Raw genomic sequence first — 24,387 nt, 5'->3', positions numbered from 1 at the left:
GACCGCTGGCGTGTTGCCGGCCTTATAGATAATTTCTAAGGAACGATCCAGAGCGCCTGCCCGCGGATCGGGAGAATTTTTTTGCATTGCGACCAAGGTCGTAAAGGGGAAGTGAAAAGTGATACGTCTCGTTGCCGAGGGCCTGAGTGCGAAACGAGGCGAAGACCTGATATTCCGGGACGTCTCCTTCGAGATCGAAGCCGGCAGGGCCCTGGTCGTGAAGGGGCCGAACGGCTCCGGCAAGTCGACGCTGCTGCGCGTCGTTGCCGGTCTTCTGCCGCGCGAATCGGGCAAGGTTCGTTTTAGCGGCGAAGGGTCGCAGGATATCGAAACCGTCGCCGCCGCCTGCCACTATCTCGGCCATCGCAATGCGATGAAGCGCGAACTGACGGTTGTGGAGAACCTGCGCTTCTGGAAGGCCTTTTTCGGTGATTCGGCTGGCGGCAACGGGATGGACGTCGAAGGGGCGGCGGAGGCCGTCGGCCTCGGCGGCATCGTGCACCTGCCGTTCGGCTATCTCTCCGCCGGCCAGCAGCGGCGAATGGCGATGGCCAAGCTGCTCGTTGCCTGGCGGCACGTGTGGATCCTCGACGAGCCGACGGCGGCACTGGATACGGCAGCCGAGATGATGTTTGCCGGACTGGTCAAGGAGCATCTCCAGCGCGGCGGAATTGCGCTTGCGGCGACGCACCAGCCGCTAGGGCTCGGCGAAATGACGGAGTTGCACATGACGGGATTCGACGGCGCAATGGCGGAGGTATGGGGGTGAGGGTCCAAATTTCCGGTCTGACCCGGTCGAGACAGCGCAGTCTGCCCCTCGCCCTAGCCCTCTCCGCGCAGGCGGGGAGAGGGGACGCAAGGCGTTTCGGCATTGGTCTTTCGCCCCGCTTGCGAGGAGAAGGTGCCGGCGGGTGGATGAGCATTCCGCGGCTCTGCACTCGCGAGGCGTTGGTATGACCGCGCTCCTGCTTCGCGACCTGAAGCTGTCCGTGCGCGCCGGGGGCGGCGCGATGATCGGCGTGCTGTTCTTCATGACAGTGGTCGCCGTCATCCCGTTCGGTGTCGGTCCGGATTTGAACCTGCTTGCCCGCATCGGCCCGGCGATCCTGTGGATCGGGGCGCTGCTCGCTGCGCTTCTCGGCCTCGACAGGCTGTTCCAGGCAGAGCGCGAGGACGGATCGCTCGATCTTCTGCTGATGCAGGATACGCCGCTGGTGCTGACGGTGCTGACGAAGTGCTTGGCGCACTGGATTGCCACCGGCCTGCCGCTGGTGATCGCCTCGCCGCTGCTGTCGCTGTTCATGAACATGGAGGTTCCGGCGATCGGGGCCACGATGCTGACGCTGCTCGTCGGCACGCCGGCGATCACCTTCATCGGCGCGGCGGGGGCTGCGATTGCCGTCGTCCTGCCGCGCGGCGGACTGCTGGTGTCGATCCTCGTGCTGCCGCTTGCGATTCCCGTTCTGATCTTCGGCGTCAGCGCCGTCTATGCGGCCGTGCAGGACCCCGCGCCGTTCCTGCCGCCCTTCCTGATCCTGACGGCGCTGACGCTCGTCTTCGCCGTGATCGGTCCGGTCGCGGCAGCCGCGGCACTTCGCGCATCGACGGATTGACGCAAATGTGATTGATGCGCGTCAATTGAAGCCGTGGGGCGAAAGCGTTAAAAGGCGCATATGAGCGAACAGAGCCTGGCGATCCGCAAATTTTCCGACCTTGCCAATCCGACGCGGTTTCTCGCGCTGAGCAGCATGCTGTGGCCGTGGATGGCGGCTGCGGCTGCAGTGCTTTTCGCCGTCGGCCTGTATCTCTCCTTCTCCACGGTCGGCGACTACCAGCAGGGCGACACGGTGCGGATCATGTATATCCACGTGCCCGCCGCCTGGCTTTCGATGATGTGCTATTCGGTGATGGCGATGTCGGCGCTCGGTACGCTCGTCTGGCGTCACCCGCTCGCCGACGTTTCGGCCAAGACGGCGGCACCGATCGGCGCCTGTTTCACCTTCATCGCACTCCTCACCGGCTCGCTCTGGGGCAAGCCGATGTGGGGCACCTGGTGGGTCTGGGACGCGCGGCTGACCTCCGTCTTCGTGCTCTTCTTGATGTATCTCGGCCTGATCGCTCTGAACCGTTCCATGGATGATCCGGCACGCGCCGCAAAGGTCGGCGCCATCCTGATCCTGGTCGGTTTCGTCAATATTCCGATCATCAAGTTTTCCGTCGAGTGGTGGAACACGCTGCACCAGCCGGCGAGCGTCATCCGGTTGGACGGACCGACGATCGATTCGGAATTCCTGCGCCCGCTGCTTGTCATGGCGGCCGCATTCACGCTTCTGTTCTTTACGCTGCACATTCTGGCGATGCGCAACGAGATCCTGCGCCGGCGCGTGGCGACATTGCGCAGGCTGGCGGCGCGCAGTGCCGGGACGGAACGCCAGGGGGCTCGCCGATGACGCATTTCGCCTATGTCCTGTCGGCCTATCTCGCCACTGCCGCGACCGTAATCGGCCTCGTCCTCTGGGTCTGGCTCGACGGGCGCGCGCGCCGGCGGGAACTGGCGATCCTCGAGGCGGCCGGCATTCGCCGCCGTTCCGCAGTGGAGACGAAATGAACCAGTCCGCCGATGAAAGACCCGCCGGATCGCGGACGCGCATCCTGCTCGCCCTGACACCGTTGGTCATATTCGCAACGCTCGCTGCGATCTTCTTCCTACAATTGAGTTCGGGGCGCGATGTTTCCGAGATCCCCTCCGCCCTGATCGGCACCAAGGCGCCCTTCCACAACCTTGCACCGCTCGAGGGTGCGACCCGCAATGGGGCGGCAATGCCCGCGCTGACTGCCGAGACGGCCAAGGGCAAGCTTACCCTCGTCAATTTCTGGGCGTCCTGGTGCGTGCCCTGCCGGCAGGAGCATCCGGTCATCCTCGCCTTGTCGCATGATCCGCGGCTGACGATCGTCGGCGTGAACTACAAGGACGGTACCGAAAACGCGCTGCGCTTCCTCGGCGAACTCGGCAATCCCTACGCGGCGATCGGCATCGATCCGAACGGCAAGATGGCGATCGACTGGGGTGTCTACGGCATTCCAGAATCCTATCTCGTCGGTCCGGACGGTACGATCCTCTACAAGAAGGTCGGCCCGTTCGACGAGAACAGCGTGAAGACAGGGCTTATGCCGGCGATCGAGAAGGCACTGGCTCAACCGGCTCCGGCTGGCTGACGACTTACTCGGCGCCCACCCTTCCGTCATGCCGGACTTGACCCAGCATCCAGCAGCGCCGCGTCTACGGCGCCAGAAGATCCGCTCAGCCGCCTGTAAGGAAAAGCATTCTTTCGCCGCGCGGACGCGCGTCGGCTGAATCCCGGCTCGGGGCAGGGATGACGGGAGAGGGGGTGGCTGGCGTCATACGAGCAGCCAGCCGACAGTCGGTTGGCTTGTCCTTCACGCCTTAGGGCGCTTTGCTCTCTTCAGACGTTTCCACCGAATACTTCATGATCAGCGGCATCTGCGACAGGGTGAAGAGGATCGTGATCGGCATCGTGCCCCAAACCTTGAACGCCACCCAGAAATCCGTCGAGAACTGCCGCCAGACAATCTCGTTCAGCACGGCCAGCACCAGGAAGAACAGGCCCCAGCGCAGCGTCAGCTTGCGCCAGCCCTCCTCCGTCAGCCTGAAGGCGGCGTTGAAGACATAGCCGAGCAGCGGCTTGCCGAAGGCAAGGCCGCCGAGCAGGATGGCGCCGAACAGCGTGTTGACGATCGTCGGCTTCATCTTGATGAAGGTGTCGTTCTGCAAATAGAGCGTCAGCGCGCCGAAGACGAAGACGACGATGCCGGAGACGAGCGGCATCATCGGCAGCGTCCGCGTCAGCACCCAGGAGACGATGAGTGCGGCCGCCGTCGCCGCCATGAACAGGCCGGTGGCGATGAAGATCGGCCCGCCAAGTTCGGTAAGGACCGGGAAATGCCCGGCCAGCCACTCGCCGCGCGAATTGGCGAAGAAGAAGACGACGAGGGGCCCCAGTTCCAGCACCAGCTTGAGGAGCGGGCTGACCTTCGGCTTGCCGGCATCCTCCAGCGTCTCGATGATCCTGTCTTCGCTCATGCCTCAACCCCTGCGATCGCCTGCGCGAAATCCTTGGCCTCGAACGGCTCGAGATCGTCGATCCCTTCGCCGACGCCGATGAAATAGACCGGCAGCTTGTGCTTGGCGGCGATCGCCACCAGGATGCCGCCGCGGGCTGTACCGTCCAATTTTGTCATGATCAGGCCGCTGACGCCGGCGATGTTGCGAAAAATCTCCACCTGGTTCATCGCGTTCTGGCCGGTGGTGGCATCGAGCGTCTGCAAGACGGTGTGCGGCGCGTCCGGGTCGAGCTTGCCGAGCACGCGAACGATCTTCTCCAGTTCCGCCATCAGCTCCGTCTTGTTCTGCAGCCGGCCGGCGGTATCGATGATCAGCACGTCGCTCTTCTTCTCCCGCGCCTGCTCGTAGGCCTCGTAGGCGAGACCGGCCGCGTCGGCGCCGAGCTTGGAGGAGACGATGTCGGAGCCGGTCCGTTCGGCCCAGATGTGAAGCTGCTCGATGGCGGCGGCCCGGAACGTGTCGCCGGCCGCCATCATCACCTTCAGGCCAGCGCCGGAGAGTTTTGCCGCGAGCTTGCCGATCGTCGTCGTCTTGCCGGTGCCGTTGACGCCGACGACGAGGATCACGTGCGGCTTGTGGGACAGGTCGAGCTCAAGGGGTCTTGCCACCGGTTCCAGAACCTTGGTGATTTCGGCGGCCATGATGTTCGCCACGTCCTCGCCGGTGACTTCCTTGCCATAGCGCTCGGCGGCAAGCGTATCGGTGATGCGAAGGGCGGTCTCAACGCCGAGATCGGCCTGGATCAGCAGGTCTTCGAGGTCCTGCAGCGTCGCGTCGTCGAGCTTGCGCTTGGTGAAGAGGCTGGTGATCTGGCCGGTGAGATGGGCGGAGGTACGGGCAAGGCCTGCGCGCAGCCGCTGGAACCAGCTCCGCTTCGGTGCGGGCTTGGGCGCTTCCGTTTCCCTCGGCCGCTGGTCGGCGGAGGAAAAGCCCTTGGGCAGGATCGGCGCCGGCGTACCTTCCTCGACGGACTCGACCGGCTCTTTCTTTGCCTTGGCTGGCTTCGTTTTCGCAGGCGCAATCGGAGCCGGAACGGCGACCTCAGGGCTTTCGGCGGACGTAGCCTCCGCAGCGCTCATGATCGCCTCAGGCGCAGCCTCTCCGGCAGGCATGTCGACGGGCGCCTCTTCGATAAGCGGGCCGGTGGCGGCCGCCTCCCTGGCGGCGAGTTCCTCGTGGGCGTGTTCCACGCCTCCCATGCCGAGGTTGATGAGCTCGGCCGCGCGGGTGGTTTCGGTCTCGGGCGACAAGCCGGCGACGCTGACGTCTGGGACGACGTCACTTGCTTCCCCGGCGGCCGGAGAGGCGGCACCAGCGGGTTCGACGGCTGGAGTGTCGTCTCCGTCGGTGGGTTGGACCGGGTGAATGAGCGGCGGAAGGGGGTAGATGTCGGGCTGCAGTTCAAGGCGATGCAGGTCCGCATCCGGGTTCGCGGCTTCGGCTTCCTCCAGAAGCAGGTCGCGCGCCTCGCCGGCGGGTTCTTCGGCGGCGTGCGGCTCCTCGACCAGACCCTCGACATGAGCCCCCTCTACCTCGCTCACAAACGCCTCGGGCGTGCTCTCCTGCTGCGTTTCGGCTGCGGGCACGGTGTCCTTGCCGAAGGAGAAGATCTTCTTGATGAAGCCGAGGGCCATGAACGAAATCCGCTAGCTACGAGGTAATACGGGGTCTGCCTGCACGGTCAAATGCTTGCCATTGTGGCCGGTGACGGTCACCGGCACAAGGTCGCGCGGCGCAAGGCCATCCGCCTCGACCAGCGTGAAGTTTTCCGTATGCGCCAGTCCGTTGTTTTCGACAAGGATCATTTGCCGGCTGTCGACCATCGAAGCGAGATGGGACAGATGGAGGCGCCGTCCTGTTTCGCGCAGTTGCGCCGCCCGTTCCTTGACGAGCGCCCGATCGAGCTGCGGCATCCGCGCCGCGGGCGTGCCGGGGCGGGGGCTGTAGGGAAAGACGTGGAGGTGGGCGATGCCGCACGCCTCCGCGAGGCTGGCGCTGTTGGCCGCCATCGCCTCCGTTTCCGTCGGGAAGCCGGCAATCATGTCGGCGCCGAAGCTGATGTCCGGTCGCAACCGCCGCGCCTCGTGACAGAACGCAATGGCGTCGTCGCGCAGATGACGGCGCTTCATGCGTTTCAGGATCAGGTCGTCGCCATGCTGGAGCGACAGGTGCAGGTGCGGCATGAAGCGCACCTCGTCGGCAATCAGGTCCCACAGATGCCGGTCTGCCTCGATGCCGTCGATCGAGGAAAGGCGCAGCCGCAGGATCTCCGGGACCTGCTTCAAAAGGGTCTTTGCGAGAAGGCCGAGGCTAGGCTTGCCGGGCAGGTCGTCGCCGTAGCTGGTGGCATCAACGCCGGTCAGCACAATCTCGCGATATCCAGCTTCGACGAGCTTTCGTGCCTGGTCGACGATCGCTCCCATCGGCACCGAGCGGGAATTGCCACGGCCGAAGGGGATGATGCAGAAGGTGCAGCGATGGTCGCAGCCGTTCTGGACCTGAATGAAGGCGCGCACGTGCCCGTCGATCGACTTTACCAATTGCGGGGCGGTTTCCCGGACGCTCATGATGTCGTTGACGCGGACTTTTTCTTCCGCCGAGACGCCGAAATCGGGAAGGCCGCGATAGGAGGCGCTCCGCAGCTTCTCCTCGTTGCCGAGCACGGCGTCCACCTCCGGCATCTCGGCAAAGGTGTCCTTCTCGGTCTGCGCGGCGCAGCCGGTGACGATGATGCGGGCATGCGGGTTGTCGCGTCGGGCGCGGCGGATCGCCTGGCGTGCCTGGCGCACGGCTTCGCCGGTCACGGCACAGGTGTTGACGAGGATGGCGTTGTTCAGCCCCGCCTTCTCGGCTTCGCCGCGCATCACTTCGGATTCATAGGTATTGAGGCGGCAGCCGAAGGTTATGACCTCGACGCCGCTCAAGGCGCCGCCACTCCGTTGCTGCCGGCAGTGTCCGCGTCGCGCTGCCACGCGCCGCTCGATGGATCGAGCGTGCCAGACCACTCCCACTCGGCCGGGCCGGTCATGACGACGTGATCGTCGCTTTCGCGCCATTCAATGGTGAGAATCCCGGGCGGATTGGCCGAGGCGACGTGGACGTCGACCTTGCGGCCGGTGCGGCCGGTGCGGGCGGCGCTGACGGCAGCGGCACAGGCGGCCGAGCCGCAAGCAAGCGTCAGGCCGGCGCCGCGTTCCCAGGTGCGCGTCGTCATCGCGGTGCGCGCGGTGACCTGCGCCAGCGTGATGTTGGCCCGCTCCGGAAAGATCGGATGGTTTTCCAGAAGCGGTCCAAACCGGGCAAGATCATAGGACATCACGTCGCGATCAACCCAAAAGACGGCATGCGGGTTGCCCATCGACATGGCCGATGGCGAATGCAGGACCGGATCGTCGATCGGGCCGATCTGCAGTTCGATCCGGCGGGTGTCGTGAAATTCTTCGGCAAGCGGAATCCGGTTCCACTCGAACACGGGCTTGCCCATGTCGACGGAGATCGTCCCGTCCTCATGTTCGACCGCGTTCAGGATGCCGGCGACCGTCTGGAAGGTGAAGGCCTTCTTGCCGGTCTCGGCGGCGAGCGCCTGCACGACGCAGCGCGTGCCGTTGCCGCAGGCCTGCGCCTTGCTGCCGTCGCAGTTGAGGATGTCGATATAGGCGTCGGTGCCGCTTGCCTTCGGATCGTGGATCGCCATGATCTGGTCGAAGGCGGTCTCGGCGTTGGCCGCGAGGGCCACGGCAGCTTCCGCGCTCACGCGATCGGCGCGGCCGCGCATGTCGACGACGAGGATCTGGTTTCCCAGTCCGTTCATGCGGGCGAATGGAACGTTGGCGGTCATGTCGGCTATCCGGCGAGCCCGGGCTTCCGGGAATTGCGTCATTTTCCGCCGTATATGGCGGAAAAACGCACGAATTACCAGTGGTCGCCAATTTGCGGTCGTCTTGACTTTCCGCCCTCTTTCCTGTTTAAGCCCGCCATCTGCGACAAGTAACGACACTTGAAGCCGCCGACCGGGACCCGAAAAGGTATAAAGAGATCCCGGAGGTCAACACCCGACAGCGCGATGCGCCCTCGGGTGGTTTTTGGCTTTGCGTCTTGTTTTTGTCGCTGATTGCACCGACGTTTCCGACCGATGCGGAAACAAGAAGGACGAAACGATGTTTGAAACACTCCAGGACCGCCTTGGCTCCATTCTGAATGGACTGACAGGCCGTGGCGCGCTTTCGGAAGCCGATGTCTCGGCGGCGCTGCGCGAGGTCCGTCGTGCGCTTCTCGAAGCGGACGTGGCGCTGGAAGTGGTGCGCTCCTTCACCGAAGCGGTGCGCGAAAAGGCCGTTGGTGCGGAGATCCTGAAGTCGATCAAGCCGGGCCAGATGGTCGTCAAAATCGTCCATGACGAACTGATCTCGATGCTCGGCTCCGAGGGCGTTTCGATCGACCTCAATGCCCCGGCGCCGGTCGTTATTATGATGGTGGGCCTGCAGGGCTCGGGCAAGACGACGACGTCGGGCAAGATCGCCAACCGGCTGAAGACGCGCGACAAGAAGAAGGTCCTGATGGCCTCGCTCGACACGCGTCGTCCGGCCGCGCAGGAGCAGTTGCGCCAGTTGGGCGTGCAGACCGGCATCGACACGCTGCCGATCATCGCCGGCCAGTCGCCGACCGATATCGCCGCGCGCGCCGTGCAGGCCGCGAAACTCGGCGGCCATGACGTCGTCATCCTCGACACCGCCGGCCGCACCCATATCGACGAGCCGCTGATGATCGAGATGGCGGAGATCAAGCGGAAGTCCAATCCGCACGAGATCCTGCTCGTCGCCGACGCGCTGACCGGTCAGGACGCCGTCAACCTCGCCCGCAACTTCGATGACCGCGTCGGCATCACCGGCCTCGTGCTCACCCGCATGGACGGCGACGGCCGCGGCGGCGCAGCGCTCTCGATGCGCGCCGTCACCGGCAAGCCGATCAAGCTGATCGGCGTCGGCGAGAAGATGGGCGAGCTGGAGGAATTCCATCCCCGCCGTGTCGCCGACCGCATCCTCGGCATGGGCGACATCATCAGCCTCGTCGAAAAGGCGGCGGAAAACATCGACGCCGAGAAGGCGGCCGCCATGGCCGCCAAGATGGCCAAGGGCAAGTTCGACCTGAACGACCTCGCCGACCAGCTGCGGCAGATGCAGAAGATGGGCGGCATGGGCGGCATCATGGGGCTGATGCCCGGCATGGCCGGCATGAAGGACAAGATGGCCGCAGCCGGCCTCGACGACAAAATGTTCGGCCGTCAGCTTGCCATCATCTCGTCGATGACGAAGGCCGAGCGCGCCAATCCGGACCTCTTGAAGCATTCGCGCAAGAAGCGCATTGCGAGCGGTTCCGGCACCGACGCCGCCGACATCAACAAGCTTCTGAAGATGCACCGCCAGATGGCCGACATGATGAAGATGATGGGCGGCAAGAAGGGCGGCGGCCTGATGAAGCAGATGATGGGCGGCCTGGCCGGCAAGATGGGCCTCGGTGGCGGAATGGGCGGGGGCATGGGCGGTATGCCTGACCTGTCGAAGCTCGACCCGAAGCAGTTGGAAGCCCTGCAGAAGCAGGCGGAAGCTGCCGGCATCAAGCCGGGTGGCGGCATGCCGGGCCTCGGCGGCGGTGGGCTCCCTGGCCTTGGCGGGGCGAAGCTGCCCGGCCTAGGCGGCGGGTTCCCGGGCCTTCCCGGGTTGTCCAAGAAGAAGTGAGGTAGGGCGAGCAATGGTCGACCCCGAAATCAAGAAGCAGCTGGCCGAATACCGTCAGTCGATCGACAACATCGACGCGGCACTGGTCCATATCCTGGCCGAGCGTTTCCGCTGCACCCAGGCAGTCGGCGTGCTCAAGGCCACCCACGAATTGCCGCCGGCGGACCCGGCGCGCGAGGAATACCAGATCGAACGCCTCCGTCGCCTGGCGAAGGACGCCAATCTGGATCCGGATTTCGCGGAGAAGTTCCTGAACTTCATCATCCGCGAGGTGATCCGGCATCATGAAGCCATCGCCGCCGACTACAGCGGCTCGAACAATCAGCATACCGCTTGAAAGAAGCGGCCAGCCATATCCCGAAGGAGAAATGAAATGTCCCTGAAGATCCGTCTCGCCCGTGGTGGTTCCAAGAAGCGCCCGTACTACCAGATCGTCGTTGCCGACGCCCGCTCGCCGCGCGACGGCCGCTTCCTCGACCGCGTCGGCGCGTGGAACCCGATGCTCGGCAAGGAAGACGCCAAGCGCATCGAACTGAACGAAGAACGCATCAAGGAATGGCTCGCCAAGGGCGCCCAGCCGACCGACCGCGTCCTGCGCTTCCTGAACGAAGCCGGCATTGCCAAGCGCGACGCCCGCAGCAACCCGGATAAGGGCAAGCCGGGCAAGAAGGCGCTCGAGCGCGCCGCCGAGAAGAAGCAGAAGGCCGAAGACGCCGCTGCCGCTGCTGCGGAATAATTCCGGCCGGAACCCAGGTTCGGAGCGGGCGGCGTGTCTCATGCCGCCCGCTTTCGTTTGTGAGCATGCTTGCTCCGCACGCACATCGAGGCGTAATGGAGCGGTAGAACATATCTGCGCACGGTCCGTGCGCGAGCGGATCGAAAACGATGAGCAAACTCGAAAACCCTGTCCTGATGGGCACGATCGGCGCAGCGCAGGGCTTGCGTGGCGAGGTCCGCGTCAAGGCCTACACGCTTGATCCGACTTCGTTTGGCGACTACGGCAGCCTCCATAGCGAGGACGGGCGGCTGTTCGAGGTGCTGGAGATCCGCGAAGCGAAGAATGTGGTCGTCGTCCGCTTTCGCGGCGTCAACGACCGCAACGCGGCCGAGGCCTTGAAGGGGCTGGATCTCTTCATCGAGCGCGACAAGCTGCCGGACGAGGAACTGGAAGACGATGAGTTCTTCTATGCCGATCTCGAAGGGCTGGAGGCCGTTGACGCGACCGGGCGCAGCCATGGCACGGTCACGGGCATCTTCGACTTCGGCGCCGGCGACCTCTTGGAACTGAAGGGTCCCGGCAAGCGGCCGGTGCTGATCCCGTTTTCCGAGGCCGCCGTGATCGAGGTGGATTTCGAAAACGGCAAGCTGCTGATCGATCCGGTTGCCGCTGGCATCGATGGCGGCGAAGAGGACGGTCCTGGCAGCCGCCGGCGCCGTCCGCCGCAAGATGGGGAATGACGTGGCTTTCCGCGCCACCGTCCTGACGCTCTACCCGGAGATGTTTCCGGGCTTGCTCGGCCAATCGCTGTCGGGCAAGGCGCTTAGCCGTGGCGACTGGTTGCTCGAGACCGTGCAGATCCGCGACTTCGCCACCGACCGCCACCGCACCGTCGACGACACGCCGGCCGGCGGCGGCGCCGGCATGGTGCTGAAACCGGACGTGCTGGCGAGCGCGATCGACCAAGCCGCGCCGGAGGGCGATACGCGTCCTCGACTGTTGATGAGCCCGCGCGGCCGGCCGCTGACGCAGGCCCGCGTGCGCGACCTCGCTGCAGGTGAGGGCGCCGTCATCGTCTGCGGCCGCTTCGAGGGGGTCGACCAGCGGGTCATCGACGCGCGCGGGCTGGAGGAGGTGTCGATCGGCGATTACATCCTGTCCGGCGGCGAGCCGGCGGCGATGATCCTGCTCGACGCGATCGTCCGCATCCTGCCCGGGGTGATGGGCAATGCGCTGTCCGGCGTACACGAGAGCTTCGAGGGCGGACTGCTGGAGCATCCGCACTACACACGCCCGCAGGTCTGGGAGGGTCGGGAGATCCCGGCCGTGCTTGCTTCCGGCCACCATGCCGAGATCGAGAAGTGGCGACTGGGAGAGGCGCGCCGGCTGACCGAGGAGCGCCGCCCGGACCTTCTGAGCGCTCAGCCGGTCACGAAATAGTAGATCGTCAGCAATGCCCCGACGGCGATGACCAGCGTCCGGATCAGGTTCTGCGGCACGCGGCGGGCGATCCAGACGCCGGAATAGCCGCCGATCGCGCCGGCCGGCACCATCACCGCGGCCTGCGGCCAGCCGACCACGTCGCCGCTGGCGAAGACGATGATCGCCACCGCGGCGATCAGCATGGCGAGGAAATTCTTCAGGGCATTGAGCTTGTGGTAGTCGCCGCCCTTGGAGAGGCCGAGCACGGCAAGCGTCATGATGCCCATGCCCGCACCGAAGAAGCCGCCGTAAATCGAGGTCGCGAACTGGCCGAAGAGGCCAAGCGGACCGATCGGCTGCTCGGCGTGCAGGTTCTTGGGCCGCAGCAGGGGTCCGGCCGCGAAGATGGCGGTCGCCGCCATGAGCAGCCACGGCACCAGCGTGCGGAAGCCCGGGTTCGACATGGACAGCAGCAGCAGCGATCCGCTGACGCCACCGATCAGCGAGAGGACGCCGACCTTCACCGCTTCCCGCCAGTCGGCGCGGATTTCGCGCCAGTAGGCCATCGCCGAGGTGACGTAGCCGGGAAACTGGGTGATCGATGAGGTTGCATTAGCGACGATGGGCGGGACCCCAGTCAGGGTCATGGCGCCGAAGGTGAGAAAGGTGCCGCCACCCGCGATCGCGTTGACCACGCCGGACAGAAACCCGGCGACGAACAGGAATGCGGCATCGGTAATCGGCATGTTTCCCCCTCGGTTGGCCTCCCCCGGCCAACGGCTTAACCGACCGTCTGATATCGCCCCGAGCACCGGGGCGGCAATCCCCGATGCCGGAAAAGGCGATTTATCGTTTCGGCAGGGATGACAAGCGCTGGCGATTGGTGTAATGGCCGACACGGTTTTGGGATCATCCCGGAAAACCGCAAGCAAAGAATGGCGAATCCGCTCCTGCCCGGCAACGGGCATTTCCCCGAGGTCTTCCGACGGGAGAAGGTCGAGCGCTCTGGCTGTTTCAGAAGAACGTAAAGGTTAGACCGATGAACATCATCCAACAGCTCGAGGCCGAACAGGCCGCCAAGATCGCCGCCAAGCGCACCCTTCCGGAATTCTCCCCGGGCGACACGCTGCGCGTCAACGTCCGCGTGACGGAAGGCAGCCGCACCCGCGTGCAGGCCTACGAAGGCGTCTGCATCGCCCGCTCCGGCGGCGGCATCAACGAGAGCTTCACCGTCCGCAAGATCTCCTACGGCGAAGGCGTCGAGCGCGTATTCCCCGTCTACTCGCCGCTCGTCGAAGGCGTCGAAGTCATCCGCCGCGGTAAGGTTCGCCGCGCGAAGCTCTACTACCTGCGCGATCGTCGCGGCAAGGCAGCCCGTATCGTCGAGAACACCGGCACCCGCGCACGCAAGCTGAACGACGCCGAGCGTGCAGCCGTAGCCCAGGAAAAGGCACGTCTGGAAGCCGAGAAGGTAGCAGCCGCCCAGGCGCTCGCCGCCGAGAAGGCAGCAGCCGAGGCCGCCGAAGCCGCAAAGGCAGCGGAAGCCGCAGCCGAATAAGAACGGCGCGTATTCTTTCTGAAAGGCCGTCGGGGCTTAGTCCCGGCGGCCTTTTTGCTTTGATCCGTCGGTGTCCAAGCGGAGGCCAGTTCCGCAGGCCGCCAAAGTCAGTGACCGCGCACGTCCAAGACAACCCTTGCGGAAGGGATTTGCCTCCTGCACCTGAAATCTGGCACCAACTCGCTTGCCAGTGCCGCGCGATCTGTGACAGGTTTCGCTCGCCACGTTTCAGGAGAATTCCTATGCTTTTCCGCCGCACAATCCTTGCCGGGCTTTCCGCCCTTGCCCTCATGCCGCTGACCGCTGCTGCAGCTGATCTCCCCGATCTCGGCGGGCGGACGGTCGTCGTCGTGACGGAGAACGCCTATCCGCCGCTGCAATTCGTCGACCCCAAGACCGGCGAGCAGATCGGCTGGGAATATGACGCGATGAACGAGATCGCCAAGCGGCTGAATTTCAAGGTCGAGTACCAGAACACCAGCTGGGACGCGATGATCCAGGCGGTGCATGACGGTCAGTACCAGGTCGGCATGACCGGCATCACCATCAAGGACGACCGCAAGGAGAAGGTCGATTTCTCGGACCCCTATATGCGCTCGCAGCAGTTCATGCTGGTGCGCGCCGACGAGGACCGCTTCACCGATGCCAAGACCTTCGGCGCCTTCGCCGATGGCCTGATCGCCGCGCAGCCGGGCACCTCGCCCTTCTACACGGCCGTCTACGAGATCCTCGACGGCAATGAGCAGAACCCGCGCATCAAGCTGTTCGAGACCTTCGGTGCGACGGTGCAGGCGCTGAAGGCCGGCGACGTCGATCTCGTCCTCACCGACAGCGTCGCCGCCAAGGGCTATGTGGATGCCTCGGAAGGCAAGCTGAAGGTGATCGGCGAACCGCTCGGCACCGAGGATTTCGGCTTCATCTACCCGAAGGGCTCCGACCTCGTGGCCCCGATCAACGCCGCCATCGCCGCACTGAAGGCGGACGGAACGCTGGACGCGCTGAACAAGAAATGGTTCCTCGACTACAAGATGGGTCAGTAAGCGACCCCATGGCATCCGTATCCCCCCGTCCGGGAGCGGCGAAGGGCGACTATCCCTGGTGGCTGGTCGCCCTTGTTGCGATCGGCCTCGCCATCGCCGTCGTCATCGCCGCGAACGACATCTATGCCCAGGTCTTCGGCGTCATCCTGAAGGGGCTGTGGGTGACGATCTTCGTTACCATGGTCGGCTTCGTGCTTGCCACGCTTCTGGGGCTCGGGGTGGCGCTGCTCGGACTTTCCGACCATGCGCCGCTGCGCCAGGTCGCCCGGTTCTACACCGAGGTTATCCGCGGCGTGCCGATCCTGGTGCTGCTGTTCTACATCGCCTTCGTCGGTGCGCCGGCCCTCGTGGCACTGGCGAACCTCGTCATCGCGCCGCTGGTCGCTGCCGGCTATGTCGAACCGCTGCTCGTCCGGGACGTGTCGCTGATGTGGCGGGCGATCATCGCGCTGATGATCGGCTATTCCGCCTTCATCGGCGAGGTCTTCCGGGCCGGTATCCAGTCGGTGGACAAGGGGCAGGTCGAGGCGGCCAAGGCGCTCGGCCTGTCGCGCACCCAGCGCTTCCGCCTCGTCGTGTTTCCGCAGGCGATCCGCGTCATCCTGCCGCCGCTCGGCAACGACTTCGTCGCCATGGTCAAGGATTCCTCGCTTGTCTCCGTGCTCGGCGTCTCCGACATCACCCAGATGGCCAAGGTCTACGCGTCCGGATCCTTCCGCTTCTTCGAGACCTATTCGATCGTCGCCTATGTTTACCTGATCCTGACGATCGGCCTGTCGGTGGCACTGCGCGGTCTGGAGCAGCGGCTGCGGCGGGGTATTGAGCGCTGATAGCGGCGAATCTCTCCGATTGCCGGGGCGCCGAAAAATTGATATGTGCGGCCCATGGAATCCAAGTTTGCATGCATTGGCGCGCATATCGTCGTTCTGCAGGATCACAAGCGCCTGCCGGTACGCTTCTTCGCGCGCGTGCGCGGGGCGCTCACGAGCCGCCTAGCCTGATCCATTCGGATCCCGCGGCTCCTGCCGCAATCGCTTCCATTTCCATCGCATCAACCGGATGAAGAGCCATGAGCGCACCCCGTACCCTCTACGACAAGATCTGGGACGACCATGTCGTCAACACGCAGGAAGACGGCACCTGTCTTCTCTACATCGACCGGCACCTCGTCCATGAGGTGACGAGCCCGCAGGCCTTCGAGGGGCTGCGCATGGCCGGCCGCAAGGTCCGCCATCCGGAAAAGACGCTCGCCGTCGTCGACCACAACGTGCCGACCTCGCCTGACCGCAAGCACGGTATCAAGAACGAGGAAAGCCGCATCCAGGTTGAGGCGCTCGCCAACAACGCCGCCGAATTCGGCGTCGAATATTACTCGGAGAATGACATCCGCCAGGGCATCGTCCACATCGTCGGTCCGGAGCAGGGCTTCACGCTGCCGGGCATGACGATCGTCTGCGGCGACAGCCACACCTCCACGCATGGTGCTTTCGGCGCGCTTGCGCACGGCATCGGCACGTCCGAGGTCGAGCACGTGCTCGCCACCCAGACGCTGATCCAGAAGAAGGCGAAGAACATGCTGGTGCGCGTCGACGGCCAGCTGCCGCCGCATGTCACAGCCAAGGACATCATCCTTGCCATCATCGGCGAGATCGGCACCGCCGGCGGCACCGGCTACGTCATCGAGTTCGCCGGCGAGGCGATCCGCTCGCTGTCGATGGAAGGCCGTATGACGGTCTGCAACATGACGATCGAAGGCGGCGCCCGCGCCGGCCTGATCGCTCCGGACGAGACGACCTTCGCCTACGTCAAGGACAAGCCGCGCGCGCCGAAGGGCAAGGCCTGGGACATGGCGCTCGACTACTGGAAGACGCTGCACACCGACGAGGGCGCGCACTACGACCGCGTCGTCGTGCTCGACGCCGCCAACCTGCCACCGATCGTTTCCTGGGGCTCCTCGCCGGAGGACGTCGTCTCGGTGCAGGGCATCGTGCCGAACCCGGACGAGATTGCCGATGAGACGAAGCGGGCCTCGAAGTGGCGCGCGCTCGACTACATGGGCCTGAAGCCGGGGACCAAGATCACCGACATCGCCATCGACCGCGTCTTCATCGGTTCGTGCACCAACGGTCGCATCGAGGACCTGCGCGAAGTCGCCAAGGTCGTCGAGGGCAAGAAGGTGGCCTCTACCGTCAGTGCGATGATCGTTCCGGGCTCGGGCCTGGTGAAGGAGCAGGCGGAAGCGGAAGGGCTCGACAAGGTCTTCAAGGAAGCGGGCTTCGACTGGCGCGAGCCGGGTTGTTCCATGTGCCTCGCCATGAACGACGACCGGCTGAAGCCGGGCGAGCGCTGCGCCTCGACCTCGAACCGCAACTTCGAGGGCCGCCAGGGCTTCAAGGGCCGCACCCACCTCGTCTCGCCGGCGATGGCGGCGGCGGCTGCCGTGTCCGGCCATTTCGTCGACATCCGCGAGTTCAACTGAACCGGGCCCGCGCGGCCATTGCTGCGAATGTGCAGATCGAAGGGGCCGTCCGCGAAGGGCGGCCTCTTGCATTTGGGCCGGGATGGTCGCCGTAGTAGAGCATGTCTCCCGAAAGTGGAAACCGTTTCGGGACGAAGACATGCGGAGGAGCAAGGACCTAAAGCGTGGCAGGCGAATCTGAAAGATCGCGACGCTCTTTAGAGGGCTTGAACATCCATTGCTCTCATGCGTTCGGAGGAGCAGACGATGACTGACCGCCGCCTTATTCTGCTGCGCCATGCGAAATCCGCTTGGCCGGACGACGTCGCGGATGACAAGCGGCCGCTGGCGCCGCGCGGACAGAAAGCGGCACCGCGGATGGGCGCCTACATGGCGCGGGAGCGCCTGATACCGGACCTGGTCCTCGTCTCGACGGCCCGGCGGACGCAGGAGACCTGGAACCTGGTCGGTCCGAATCTGCCAAAGGGCGTGAAAAAGCGTGACATCGACGCGATCTACGAGGCGCCGCCAAACCGGCTTGTGGAGGTGGTTCGTGACACCAACGCCGCCGTGCGCTGCCTGATGCTGGTCGGCCATAATCCCGGATTGCAGCAGTTTGCGCTCGCCCTCGTCGGTGCCGGGGACGCCGATGCCGTCAGGCGGCTTGGCGAAAAATTTCCAACCGCCGCATTGGCGGTGTTCGATTTCTCGCTGGAGTTCTGGTCGGATGTGCATGCCGGGACCGGCACGCTGGAACGCTTTGTGACGCCGAAGTCCATCGCCTGAGACGTCCATCGCTTGAGCGGAGCGGACTGCCGCGCGGTCGCCGGTGCGCACGGCGCTTCAGATCACGCGAAGCCAGGTGCCCCGTCGCAGGAACGGCAGCAGCCGCATCATGTCGCCCGCCTTCACCGCGACACAGCCGGCCGTCGGTTCATAGCCTGGCCGAATGAGGTGGAAAAAGATGGCAGATCCCCTGTTCCTGCACCGCGACGTGATGTTCCAGTCCAGAACGAGGCAGACATCATAGAGGCTGTCGGTACGCCGCATTTCCTCGTGGCTTGCCCGGAAGGGCGCGTCCACGAGCCGGTTGTAGGACGGGCTCTCCGGCGCATCGCACCACAGCATGCCAGGGCGAATGCGTCGCATCGGCAGGCCGGTCGCAGGCCCTTTCAGCCGATCCGCCCGCCAGAAGCCGTGAAGCAGGCGCATCGATGCGATCGGGGTGGCGCCGTCGCCTTCGCGCTTGAGGGCAGTTGTACCGCTGCGGCCGATCGCCGCCGGAATGCGCAACCCTCCGTATTGCAGAATGGCGCGGCTCTTTTTCGCAGGGGCACGCCGGACCACGATTGTGCCGTGTTTTTCTGGTGCTGTCTTTGCTATTCGTCTCATGCTGCGGCCCGTAGGTGCTCATGCAGTTGTGTCATGTCCGCCAATCTCCGCAAATACACTGGCACGGCTGCGGGACCCGGAGCTTACCAATAACCCAAGCGGGGTTGTCAAAAGGACAATTTTGCTTAGGTTCATCTCGAATACCGGAAGGGAAAAGATGACGTCGCGAACGATCCTCATTGTCGATGATGACAACGACCTGCGTGAAACGCTGGTCGAGCAGCTTGCGCTTTACGAGGAGTTCACGATCCTTGAGGAAACGACGGCGGCCAAGGGCATGCAGGCCGCGCGCGCGGGCCAGGTGGATCTGTTGATCATGGATGTCGGCCTGCCGGACATGGACGGGCGCGAGGCCGTCAAGCTCCTGCGCAAGGGCGGCTTCAAGGCGCCGATCATCATGCTGACCGGGCACGACACCGATTCCGACACCATCCTCGGCCTGGAAGCGGGCGCCAACGACTACGTCACGAAGCCGTTTCGTTTTGCCGTGCTTCTCGCCCGCATCCGCGCACAACTGCGCCAGCACGAGAGCAGCGAGGACGCCACCTTCACCGTCGGCCCCTACACCTTCAAGCCCGGCCAGAAGCTGTTGACGATGGACAACGGCCAGAAGATCCGTCTCACCGAGAAGGAAGCGGCGATCATCCGCTACCTCTATCGGGCGGACCAGAAGGTGGTTACCCGCGATGTCCTGCTCGAAGAGGTGTGGGGCTACAACTCCGGCGTCACGACCCATACGCTCGAAACCCACGTATACCGGCTGCGCCAAAAGATCGAGCGCGACCCGTCAAATGCCGAGATCCTCGTCACCGAGAACGGCGGCTACAAGATCGTCCCCTGATGCTCCCGCGCCCGCTGGACGCGGCGGGTCGTTGCCGATATTGGATTCGCCAAGAATTCGACAAGGCTTCGCGGTTCGCGGAGCCTCGACAGCATGCCGGAGGCGCCGCTTGGCTCTCATAGACGATATCAGGCTTTTCGCGCAGGTTCCCTTGTTTTCCGGACTTTCGGAAGACAAGCTGCGGCTGATGGCCTTTGGCGCCGAGCGCCGCCGGCTCGTCGAAGGCCAGACACTGTTCCGCGAAGGCACGTCGGCCGATTGCGGCTTCGTGATCGCCTCGGGCAATTTTCGCCTCTATTCCACCGCGCGCGACGGCTCGGTGCGGGACGAGGGCGCCGCCGGCCGAGGGTCGCTCCTGTCGGAGCTTGCGATGATCTCCGTCGTCGAACGGAAATTCACCGCCACGGCGACGGAAGACAGCGAGGTCATTCGCATCAACCGTCCGCTGTTCCGAAGGATGCTGGAAGAGTATCCGGACGTGGCGATGCTGGTGCAGGAGCGCATCCGGGCCAATCTGGAAGTCATGATCAGCGGCGCGAAGGGCATGGCCGGCCGCTTCGCCTGAACCTCTCTCCTACAGACTTACAGATCGAACGTCGCGATGACCGGCACGTGATCGGAGGGGCGCTCCCAGCCGCGCGCTTCGCGCAGGACAGTGATTTCGGACAGATACGCGTCGAGATCGGCCGACGACCAAATATGATCGAGACGGCGCCCACGGTCGGCCGCGGCCCAGTCCTGGGCGCGATAGCTCCACCAGGTGTAGAGCTTCTGGTCGGCCGGGATCTTGCGGCGCATGAGGTCGACCCATGCGCCTTTTGTCATCACTTCCGTCAGCCCTTCAACCTCGACCGGCGTGTGGCTGACGATCTTGAGCAACTGCTTGTGTGACCAGACGTCGTGCTCCAGCGGAGCGATGTTGAGATCGCCGACGAGGATCGAGGAAATGCCGGCCTCGGCTTCCGCATGCAACAGCTTCATTTCGTCGATAAAGTCGAGCTTGTGGCCGAATTTGGGATTGATCGTCCGATCCGGCTCGTCACCGCCGGCCGGCACATAGAAATTGTGCAGGCGGATCGACTTGCCGCCATGTGTGAAGACGACCGACAGGTGCCGCGCGTCGCCGACGCCGCAATAATCGCGCCGCTCGACGAGTTCGGTCAGGGGAAGCCGGGAGATCGTCGCGACCCCGTGATAGCCCTTCTGGCCATGCATGACGATGTGTTCATAGCCGAGCGCCTTCAGCGGCTTCGACGGGAACTGGTCATTCGGGCATTTGGTTTCCTGAAGGCACAGGATGTCCGGTTCGTAGGTCTTGAGGAAATGCTCGACAAGGCCGATCCGCAGCCGGACGGAGTTGATGTTCCAGGTTGCGATCGAAAGCGGCATCGGTGTCCTCGTATTCCCAGCGTCAGGTTTGCCAGGTACTTAGACGGGTCTTGCACAGAAGAAAACAGCCGCAGCGGCGAAACCTCTGCGGCTTTGATGTCTTCGGGCCGACGGGATACGGTTATCGACCGTGGATCTCCTCAAAGGGGATCCTGAAGATCTTCGCGTCGAGCTGCACGCCGGTCTTGACGTTGAAGATCATGACGGATGTGTCCTTGCCCTGCGCATCCCGGATCGTCCACTGGCGCAGGTCGTAGGTCTTCGGGTCGAACATCATGGTGATCGTCGAATCACCGAACATGTTGCGGTCGCCGAGCACGATCGTCGTCAGGTCGGCTTCCTCCTTCACGCCGCGCACCATCCGTGTCGAGAGATCGATGCGGTTGCCCAACAGCAGATTGAGCGGCGTCTTGGACAGGGGATAGACGTCCCAGGTCTTGAGCTTGCGGTTGCCGATCACCACCGTGCGGCCGTCGGAAATGACGCGCATCGGCGAAGGGTCCTCGTAGTTGAAGCGGATCTTGCCGGGGCGGCTGATGTAGAACTTGCCGCCCGTCTGCTCGCCGCGCGGGCCGAATTGCACGAACTCGCCCATCATCGTCTTCACGGAGGAGAAATGGTCGGCGATCCGCTGAGCCGCACCGGAAGCCTGGGCGGCGGCCGGGCGCGGCGCCAGGATGGACGGTCCGGCTGCGAGCAGCAGCGCCGTCAGACCGACGAAGCCGCGTCGCGTGGTACCCATGCCGGCGGTCGGTTGGTCAGCGCTCATGTTGATCTCCTTTATGTCGCTCTCATGTACGCCAAGTACGGCGCCATCAAGGCGCGATCTCCGGCGCCGGTTCGCGCTGCGGCAGGGAACGTTACCGGCTCGTGATTTCATCTTCCGTCGGGACCAGGATCTCGCGCTTGCCCGCGTGGTTCGCCGCCCCGATGATGCCCTCCTGCTCCATCCGTTCGATGAGCGAGGCGGCCCGATTATAGCCGATGCCGAGCCGACGTTGGATATAGGATGTTGAGGCCTTGCCGTCACGTAGGACCACGGCCACGGCCTGGTCGTAGGGGTCGTCCGAGTCCTCGAGATTCGACGTGCCGGCCGGGCCGCCGCCGTCCGTGTCCTCGTCGTCGTCCTCGGTGATGGCGTCGAGATACTGCGGCGCGCCTTGGGTCTTCAGATGGGCGACGACGGCCTCGACCTCACCATCGGAGACGAACGGGCCGTGGACGCGCTGGATGCGCCCGCCGCCGGCCATGTAGAGCATGTCGCCCATGCCGAGCAGTTGCTCCGCGCCCTGCTCGCCGAGGATGGTGCGGCTGTCGATCTTCGAGGTCACCTGGAAGGAGATGCGGGTCGGGAAGTTCGCCTTGATCGTGCCGGTGATGACGTCGACGGACGGGCGCTGCGTCGCCATGATGACGTGGATGCCGGCGGCGCGCGCCATTTGCGCCAGGCGCTGCACGGCGCCTTCGATGTCCTTGCCGGCGACCATCATCAGGTCGGCCATCTCGTCGATGATGACGACGATATAGGGCATCGGTTGCAGGTCGAATTCCTCGGTCTCGTACATCGCCTCGCCGGTCTGGCGGTCGAAGCCGGTCTGGACGGTGCGGGTGATCGCTTCACCCTTGGCGATCGCCTGCTCGACGCGGCTGTTGAAGCCGTCGATGTTGCGCACGCCGATCTTCGACATCTTCTTGTAGCGCTCCTCCATCTCGCGGACGGTCCACTTGAGGGCCACGACGGCCTTCTTCGGATCGGTGACGACCGGAGAGAGCAGGTGCGGGATGCCGTCGTAGACGGAGAGTTCCAGCATCTTCGGGTCGATCATGATCAGCCGGCACTGCTCCGGCTTCAGGCGATAGAGGATCGACAGGATCATCGTGTTGATCGCCACCGACTTACCCGAGCCGGTGGTGCCGGCGACGAGCAGGTGCGGCATCTTGGCGATGTCGGAGATGACCGGCTCGCCGCCGATCGTCTTGCCGAGCGCCATGGCGAGCTTAGCCTTGCTGGTCTCGAAGTCGCGGCTGGCCAACAGCTCGCGCAGATAGACGGTCTCGCGGCTCTGGTTCGGCAGTTCGATGCCGATCGCGTTGCGGCCGGGAACCACGGCGACGCGGGCGGCGATCGCACTCATCGAGCGGGCGATGTCGTCGGCGAGCCCGATGACGCGCGACGACTTGATGCCGGGCGCAGGCTCCAGTTCGTAGAGCGTCACCACCGGACCGGGGCGCACTTGGATGATCTCGCCCTTGACACCAAAGTCCTCGAGCACGCCCTCAAGCATACGGGCGTTCTGCTCCAGCGCATCGGCCGAGAGCGAAGCATCGCGCGTGACATTGCGCGGCTCTGCAAGAAGGTGCAGCGATGGAAGCTGGAAGCCATCAGGGCCGACGAGCGAGGACTGGGCCTCGCGCTCCATCCGCTGGCCGGCCTTGGGCTTCGGCGCGGCGGCGGCGATACGCGAACGCAGACCCGCAGGGCCGGCCGGGGCGGCGCGTGGTGCCCAATCGTCGTCGTCGGGCAGGATGCCGGCCGGACGCGGCAGCTCTGCGCCGTCGTCCTCATCGTCATCGAAGGACGAGCTTGGCGGCGATGTTACGGCGCGGCGGGCACCACCCTCCATCGACGGTTCGACCCGGTCGGAGAACCTTGATGCAGCTTTTGGCCGCGAGGGTTCGTTCAGGGTGCCGAATTCGTCGTCGTTGAAGTCGTACGGCTGCTCGACGGCGCGCGAATGGGTCTTGCTCCGGCCGGACAGGCCGAACAGGCGCCGTACCCGGGCCTGGTTGGTGTACCAGGCGTGGGTCAGGGCGCCGGCTACCAGCATCAGCGGTCCCTCTGCTTCGTCTTCTTCCTCGGCATCGCTGACGGTGCGGGTCCGTTCGACCGGCGCCGGCGCCGGGAGCTCGTCCTCGTCTACCGGGTCGTTGCCGATCAGGCCTGCACTGAACACCAGCAACCAGGCCGAGGGAAGCGCCAGCAAGGCGCCGAGGATGCTCGCAAGCGTGCCGGTCGGATAGGTGCCGGTGAAGAGGGCCGGAAACCGCAGGATCATGTCGCCGAAAACGCCGCCAAGCCCGTTCGGCAGCGGCCAGGTGATCGGCGCGGGAATGCAGCTGAGCGCCGCCGATGCGAGCACCGCTCCGCCGAACCAGGCGCCGATGCGTTTCAGGACGCGGGCGAGCCGCCGGTTCTTGATGAGCGCGATCGCCCAGGCGACGACGGGAAGGAGCGCGATGACACTCGCAAGCCCGAAGAACTGCATGAAGACGTCGGCGAAGACGGCACCGCCATAGCCGAGCGCATTGGACGGTTCTCCGCCGGAGGCGTAGGAGAGGCTCGGGTCGGACACGTTCCACGTGGAGAGCGCCGCGACGGCAAGCGCGAGCGCCAGGATCAGGCCGAAGCCGAGGAGGGCCCGTATCTGCCGCCAGAGAAAGGCGGATAGGACGAACCGTTCGGGACGGTTGTCCAGCATTGCCGATGTGCTTCTCGCCATATGTTTCAGCCTGTCGTGCGGTCAGTCCGGATGAGCTTTTCCCGCCGGTTCGGGAGCGTGGATGATGTTGCGACCCTAACGGGTCAAGCGTTAATGGCATGTTAACCATGGCGAGCGTGTCGATCGTTTCCTCGGTATTTGCCGCCTGACAACGCAAAAAGGCCCGAACCAACGGCCCGGGCCAAGCACT

The 24,387-nt window shown here is 64.6% G+C and carries 26 protein-coding genes; 17 read left to right on the top strand and 9 right to left on the bottom strand.

The genetic code is table 11. The annotated features are described in order from the left end of the window. The first annotated feature begins 121 nt into the window (after positions 1-121). From ccmA to AC1DDS_RS05835, 5 genes are all read left to right on the top strand, one after another. Entirely contained in the window at positions 122-769 is a 648-nt protein-coding gene (ccmA, locus tag AC1DDS_RS05855; RefSeq protein ID WP_477478250.1) for a heme ABC exporter ATP-binding protein CcmA, read from the top strand. A gap of 184 nt (positions 770-953) precedes the next feature. Next, positions 954-1,613, top strand: coding sequence for a heme exporter protein CcmB (gene ccmB, locus AC1DDS_RS05850; RefSeq protein WP_477478021.1), 660 nt, complete (start codon positions 954-956; stop codon positions 1,611-1,613). Between the two features lie 60 nt (positions 1,614-1,673). After that, positions 1,674-2,450: a heme ABC transporter permease gene (locus tag AC1DDS_RS05845; RefSeq protein WP_477478020.1), complete on the top strand. Its 777-nt coding sequence runs from the start codon at positions 1,674-1,676 to the stop codon at positions 2,448-2,450. Then, the gene (ccmD, locus tag AC1DDS_RS05840) at positions 2,447-2,608 is read left to right on the top strand and encodes a heme exporter protein CcmD (protein ID WP_477478019.1); all 162 of its coding nucleotides are present in this window, start codon (positions 2,447-2,449) and stop codon (positions 2,606-2,608) included. The genes AC1DDS_RS05845 and ccmD overlap by 4 nt, the downstream gene beginning before the upstream one ends. After that, positions 2,605-3,216 (top strand): DsbE family thiol:disulfide interchange protein, encoded by a 612-nt coding sequence (locus AC1DDS_RS05835; RefSeq protein WP_477478018.1) that lies wholly within the window; start codon positions 2,605-2,607, stop codon positions 3,214-3,216. The genes ccmD and AC1DDS_RS05835 overlap by 4 nt, the downstream gene beginning before the upstream one ends. A 229-nt stretch (positions 3,217-3,445) precedes the next feature. Here AC1DDS_RS05835 and AC1DDS_RS05830 read toward each other — a convergent pair whose 3' ends face one another. Genes AC1DDS_RS05830 through dapF form a run of 4 tightly spaced genes read right to left on the bottom strand, consistent with a single transcriptional unit; the run spans position 3,446 to position 7,982 of the window. Further along, positions 3,446-4,102, bottom strand: a complete 657-nt coding sequence (locus tag AC1DDS_RS05830) for a septation protein A (protein WP_477478017.1) — start codon at positions 4,100-4,102, stop codon at positions 3,446-3,448. After that, positions 4,099-5,778, bottom strand: coding sequence for a signal recognition particle-docking protein FtsY (gene ftsY, locus AC1DDS_RS05825; RefSeq protein WP_477478016.1), 1,680 nt, complete (start codon positions 5,776-5,778; stop codon positions 4,099-4,101). Before ftsY ends, AC1DDS_RS05830 begins: the two co-directional genes overlap by 4 nt. 12 nt (positions 5,779-5,790) lie before the next feature. Next, positions 5,791-7,068, bottom strand: coding sequence for a tRNA (N(6)-L-threonylcarbamoyladenosine(37)-C(2))-methylthiotransferase MtaB (gene mtaB, locus AC1DDS_RS05820; protein WP_477478015.1), 1,278 nt, complete (start codon positions 7,066-7,068; stop codon positions 5,791-5,793). Beyond that, positions 7,065-7,982, bottom strand: coding sequence for a diaminopimelate epimerase (dapF, locus tag AC1DDS_RS05815; protein WP_477478014.1), 918 nt, complete (start codon positions 7,980-7,982; stop codon positions 7,065-7,067). The genes mtaB and dapF overlap by 4 nt, the downstream gene beginning before the upstream one ends. A 319-nt stretch (positions 7,983-8,301) precedes the next feature. On the opposite strand from dapF, the gene ffh reads away from it, so the two are divergent. The 5 genes from ffh (at position 8,302) to trmD (ending at position 12,037) form a co-directional block, all read left to right on the top strand. After that, positions 8,302-9,879, top strand: coding sequence for a signal recognition particle protein (ffh, locus tag AC1DDS_RS05810; protein WP_477478013.1), 1,578 nt, complete (start codon positions 8,302-8,304; stop codon positions 9,877-9,879). 13 nt (positions 9,880-9,892) lie between these two features. Continuing rightward, positions 9,893-10,216, top strand: coding sequence for a chorismate mutase (locus AC1DDS_RS05805; protein ID WP_477478012.1), 324 nt, complete (start codon positions 9,893-9,895; stop codon positions 10,214-10,216). 36 nt (positions 10,217-10,252) lie between these two features. Then, the gene (gene rpsP / locus AC1DDS_RS05800; RefSeq protein WP_477478011.1) at positions 10,253-10,615 is read left to right on the top strand and encodes a 30S ribosomal protein S16; all 363 of its coding nucleotides are present in this window, start codon (positions 10,253-10,255) and stop codon (positions 10,613-10,615) included. Positions 10,616-10,764: 149 nt separating this feature from the next. Beyond that, entirely contained in the window at positions 10,765-11,337 is a 573-nt protein-coding gene (rimM, locus tag AC1DDS_RS05795) for a ribosome maturation factor RimM (RefSeq protein WP_477478010.1), read from the top strand. Between the two features lies 1 nt (position 11,338). Then, on the top strand, positions 11,339-12,037 hold the full coding sequence (gene trmD, locus AC1DDS_RS05790) for a tRNA (guanosine(37)-N1)-methyltransferase TrmD (RefSeq protein ID WP_477478249.1): 699 nt from the start codon (positions 11,339-11,341) through the stop codon (positions 12,035-12,037). Here the strand turns inward: trmD and AC1DDS_RS05785 are convergent. Next, a complete protein-coding gene (locus AC1DDS_RS05785) occupies positions 12,019-12,765 on the bottom strand; it encodes a sulfite exporter TauE/SafE family protein (RefSeq protein WP_477478009.1) in 747 nt (248 codons plus the stop codon). The two genes, trmD and AC1DDS_RS05785, sit on opposite strands and share 19 nt — an antisense overlap. A 293-nt stretch (positions 12,766-13,058) precedes the next feature. Between AC1DDS_RS05785 and rplS the strand changes: the two genes are divergently transcribed. The 5 genes from rplS (at position 13,059) to AC1DDS_RS05760 (ending at position 17,861) form a co-directional block, all read left to right on the top strand. Beyond that, positions 13,059-13,577, top strand: coding sequence for a 50S ribosomal protein L19 (gene rplS, locus AC1DDS_RS05780; RefSeq protein WP_310413530.1), 519 nt, complete (start codon positions 13,059-13,061; stop codon positions 13,575-13,577). Positions 13,578-13,819: 242 nt separating this feature from the next. After that, positions 13,820-14,617 carry a transporter substrate-binding domain-containing protein gene (locus tag AC1DDS_RS05775; protein WP_310413527.1) on the top strand — a complete coding sequence of 266 codons (798 nt, stop codon included), beginning with the start codon at positions 13,820-13,822 and terminating at the stop codon, positions 14,615-14,617. Positions 14,618-14,625: 8 nt separating this feature from the next. Then, positions 14,626-15,447, top strand: a complete 822-nt coding sequence (locus AC1DDS_RS05770; protein WP_477478008.1) for an amino acid ABC transporter permease — start codon at positions 14,626-14,628, stop codon at positions 15,445-15,447. A gap of 239 nt (positions 15,448-15,686) precedes the next feature. Next, on the top strand, positions 15,687-17,096 hold the full coding sequence (leuC, locus tag AC1DDS_RS05765) for a 3-isopropylmalate dehydratase large subunit (protein ID WP_477478007.1): 1,410 nt from the start codon (positions 15,687-15,689) through the stop codon (positions 17,094-17,096). Between the two features lie 246 nt (positions 17,097-17,342). Continuing rightward, positions 17,343-17,861 (top strand): SixA phosphatase family protein, encoded by a 519-nt coding sequence (locus AC1DDS_RS05760; protein ID WP_477478006.1) that lies wholly within the window; start codon positions 17,343-17,345, stop codon positions 17,859-17,861. A 57-nt stretch (positions 17,862-17,918) separates the two neighbouring features. On the opposite strand, the gene AC1DDS_RS05755 is transcribed toward AC1DDS_RS05760, so the two are convergent. Then, complete coding sequence (locus AC1DDS_RS05755) at positions 17,919-18,467, bottom strand: L,D-transpeptidase family protein (RefSeq protein WP_477478005.1); 549 nt, start codon at positions 18,465-18,467, stop codon at positions 17,919-17,921. A 157-nt stretch (positions 18,468-18,624) separates the two neighbouring features. On the opposite strand from AC1DDS_RS05755, the gene AC1DDS_RS05750 reads away from it, so the two are divergent. Both AC1DDS_RS05750 and AC1DDS_RS05745 read left to right on the top strand, forming a co-directional pair. Continuing rightward, positions 18,625-19,308, top strand: a complete 684-nt coding sequence (locus AC1DDS_RS05750; RefSeq protein ID WP_310413511.1) for a response regulator transcription factor — start codon at positions 18,625-18,627, stop codon at positions 19,306-19,308. 109 nt (positions 19,309-19,417) lie between these two features. Continuing rightward, positions 19,418-19,873: a cyclic nucleotide-binding domain-containing protein gene (locus AC1DDS_RS05745; RefSeq protein ID WP_310413508.1), complete on the top strand. Its 456-nt coding sequence runs from the start codon at positions 19,418-19,420 to the stop codon at positions 19,871-19,873. A 17-nt stretch (positions 19,874-19,890) separates the two neighbouring features. On the opposite strand, the gene AC1DDS_RS05740 is transcribed toward AC1DDS_RS05745, so the two are convergent. From AC1DDS_RS05740 to AC1DDS_RS05730, 3 genes are all read right to left on the bottom strand, one after another. After that, positions 19,891-20,697, bottom strand: a complete 807-nt coding sequence (locus AC1DDS_RS05740) for an exodeoxyribonuclease III (RefSeq protein WP_477478004.1) — start codon at positions 20,695-20,697, stop codon at positions 19,891-19,893. Positions 20,698-20,818: 121 nt separating this feature from the next. After that, the gene (locus AC1DDS_RS05735; RefSeq protein ID WP_477478003.1) at positions 20,819-21,466 is read right to left on the bottom strand and encodes an outer membrane lipoprotein carrier protein LolA; all 648 of its coding nucleotides are present in this window, start codon (positions 21,464-21,466) and stop codon (positions 20,819-20,821) included. A 91-nt stretch (positions 21,467-21,557) separates the two neighbouring features. Further along, positions 21,558-24,197, bottom strand: a complete 2,640-nt coding sequence (locus AC1DDS_RS05730) for an FtsK/SpoIIIE family DNA translocase (RefSeq protein WP_477478002.1) — start codon at positions 24,195-24,197, stop codon at positions 21,558-21,560. Between the last annotated feature and the right edge of the window lie 190 nt (positions 24,198-24,387).

The sequence above is a fragment of the Mycoplana sp. 10N416 genome (genome assembly GCF_056394765.1).
This window is presented reverse-complemented; position numbering and strand designations above follow the sequence as displayed.

What these genes read in the sequence shown, in the direction of transcription:
- ccmB (WP_477478021.1), top strand. Translation starts at nt 954, where the DNA reads ATGACCGCGCTCCTGCTTCGCGACCTGAAGCTGTCCGTGCGCGCCGGG.
- AC1DDS_RS05845 (WP_477478020.1), top strand. Translation starts at nt 1,674, where the DNA reads ATGAGCGAACAGAGCCTGGCGATCCGCAAATTTTCCGACCTTGCCAAT.
- ccmD (WP_477478019.1), top strand. Translation starts at nt 2,447, where the DNA reads ATGACGCATTTCGCCTATGTCCTGTCGGCCTATCTCGCCACTGCCGCG.
- AC1DDS_RS05835 (WP_477478018.1), top strand. Translation starts at nt 2,605, where the DNA reads ATGAACCAGTCCGCCGATGAAAGACCCGCCGGATCGCGGACGCGCATC.
- AC1DDS_RS05830 (WP_477478017.1), bottom strand. Translation starts at nt 4,102, where the DNA reads ATGAGCGAAGACAGGATCATCGAGACGCTGGAGGATGCCGGCAAGCCG.
- ftsY (WP_477478016.1), bottom strand. Translation starts at nt 5,778, where the DNA reads ATGGCCCTCGGCTTCATCAAGAAGATCTTCTCCTTCGGCAAGGACACC.
- dapF (WP_477478014.1), bottom strand. Translation starts at nt 7,982, where the DNA reads ATGACCGCCAACGTTCCATTCGCCCGCATGAACGGACTGGGAAACCAG.
- ffh (WP_477478013.1), top strand. Translation starts at nt 8,302, where the DNA reads ATGTTTGAAACACTCCAGGACCGCCTTGGCTCCATTCTGAATGGACTG.
- AC1DDS_RS05805 (WP_477478012.1), top strand. Translation starts at nt 9,893, where the DNA reads ATGGTCGACCCCGAAATCAAGAAGCAGCTGGCCGAATACCGTCAGTCG.
- rpsP (WP_477478011.1), top strand. Translation starts at nt 10,253, where the DNA reads ATGTCCCTGAAGATCCGTCTCGCCCGTGGTGGTTCCAAGAAGCGCCCG.
- rimM (WP_477478010.1), top strand. Translation starts at nt 10,765, where the DNA reads ATGAGCAAACTCGAAAACCCTGTCCTGATGGGCACGATCGGCGCAGCG.
- AC1DDS_RS05785 (WP_477478009.1), bottom strand. Translation starts at nt 12,765, where the DNA reads ATGCCGATTACCGATGCCGCATTCCTGTTCGTCGCCGGGTTTCTGTCC.
- rplS (WP_310413530.1), top strand. Translation starts at nt 13,059, where the DNA reads ATGAACATCATCCAACAGCTCGAGGCCGAACAGGCCGCCAAGATCGCC.
- AC1DDS_RS05775 (WP_310413527.1), top strand. Translation starts at nt 13,820, where the DNA reads ATGCTTTTCCGCCGCACAATCCTTGCCGGGCTTTCCGCCCTTGCCCTC.
- AC1DDS_RS05770 (WP_477478008.1), top strand. Translation starts at nt 14,626, where the DNA reads ATGGCATCCGTATCCCCCCGTCCGGGAGCGGCGAAGGGCGACTATCCC.
- leuC (WP_477478007.1), top strand. Translation starts at nt 15,687, where the DNA reads ATGAGCGCACCCCGTACCCTCTACGACAAGATCTGGGACGACCATGTC.
- AC1DDS_RS05760 (WP_477478006.1), top strand. Translation starts at nt 17,343, where the DNA reads ATGACTGACCGCCGCCTTATTCTGCTGCGCCATGCGAAATCCGCTTGG.
- AC1DDS_RS05755 (WP_477478005.1), bottom strand. Translation starts at nt 18,467, where the DNA reads ATGAGACGAATAGCAAAGACAGCACCAGAAAAACACGGCACAATCGTG.
- AC1DDS_RS05750 (WP_310413511.1), top strand. Translation starts at nt 18,625, where the DNA reads ATGACGTCGCGAACGATCCTCATTGTCGATGATGACAACGACCTGCGT.
- AC1DDS_RS05740 (WP_477478004.1), bottom strand. Translation starts at nt 20,697, where the DNA reads ATGCCGCTTTCGATCGCAACCTGGAACATCAACTCCGTCCGGCTGCGG.
- AC1DDS_RS05735 (WP_477478003.1), bottom strand. Translation starts at nt 21,466, where the DNA reads ATGAGCGCTGACCAACCGACCGCCGGCATGGGTACCACGCGACGCGGC.
- AC1DDS_RS05730 (WP_477478002.1), bottom strand. Translation starts at nt 24,197, where the DNA reads ATGGCGAGAAGCACATCGGCAATGCTGGACAACCGTCCCGAACGGTTC.